1 protein-coding gene and 1 pseudogene are annotated in these 535 nt (G+C 48.4%); both read left to right on the forward strand.

Translation table 11 applies throughout. From position 1 onward, the window contains the following. Positions 1 to 130: 130 nt before the first annotated feature. A pseudogene (locus tag JCM25143_RS15280) lies at positions 131 to 334 on the forward strand (IS5/IS1182 family transposase); the annotation flags it as partial. Positions 335 to 346: 12 nt separating this feature from the next. Next, a complete protein-coding gene (locus JCM25143_RS25485; RefSeq protein ID WP_159101667.1) occupies positions 347 to 523 on the forward strand; it encodes a transposase in 177 nt (58 codons plus the stop codon). Positions 524 to 535 lie beyond the last annotated feature (12 nt).

Genomic DNA, 535 nt, shown 5'->3' on the forward strand with positions numbered 1-535 from the left:
CCGTTGATTTTGTTTTATACAAAATTTATTTATGAATTACCTACAAAGAGAGAGTTAGAAAAACCTTATGGTTTTGTTGCCTTCTCTTTGATTTCATTTCTCCTGAGTTGCTTAGATGGGGTGATGGAAGATGAAGCAGTCTGGTTTCAGTGACGTTGAAGAGCGGTTTGCTCACCTACGCGGACTTAGTCATCAACTTGCAGTGTTTTCCCGGCCTGTGGATTTTGAGGTGTTCCGCCCAGATCTTGACAAGGCCCTGGCCTATTCAGACGGAAGCAAAGGCGGGCGTCCGCCGTTTGATCCGGTGCTGATGTTCAAGATCTTGGTGATCCAGTGACCCTGCCCCGTGGAATGCCCTCGTTTTTGGGTAAGGTCTGTCCAACCGGAGACATGCAATGAAGAGATCACGTTTCACGCAGGATCAGATCATCAGGATCCTGAAAGAGCATCAGGCGGGCGACCGCCGTTTGATCCGGTGTTGATGTTCAAGATCCTGGTGATCCAGACGCTGAACAATTTGTGATGAGCGGACAGG

This window comes from Acetobacter papayae JCM 25143, assembly GCF_000613285.1.
In the GTDB taxonomy this organism is placed as follows: Bacteria; Pseudomonadota; Alphaproteobacteria; order Acetobacterales; family Acetobacteraceae; genus Acetobacter; species Acetobacter papayae.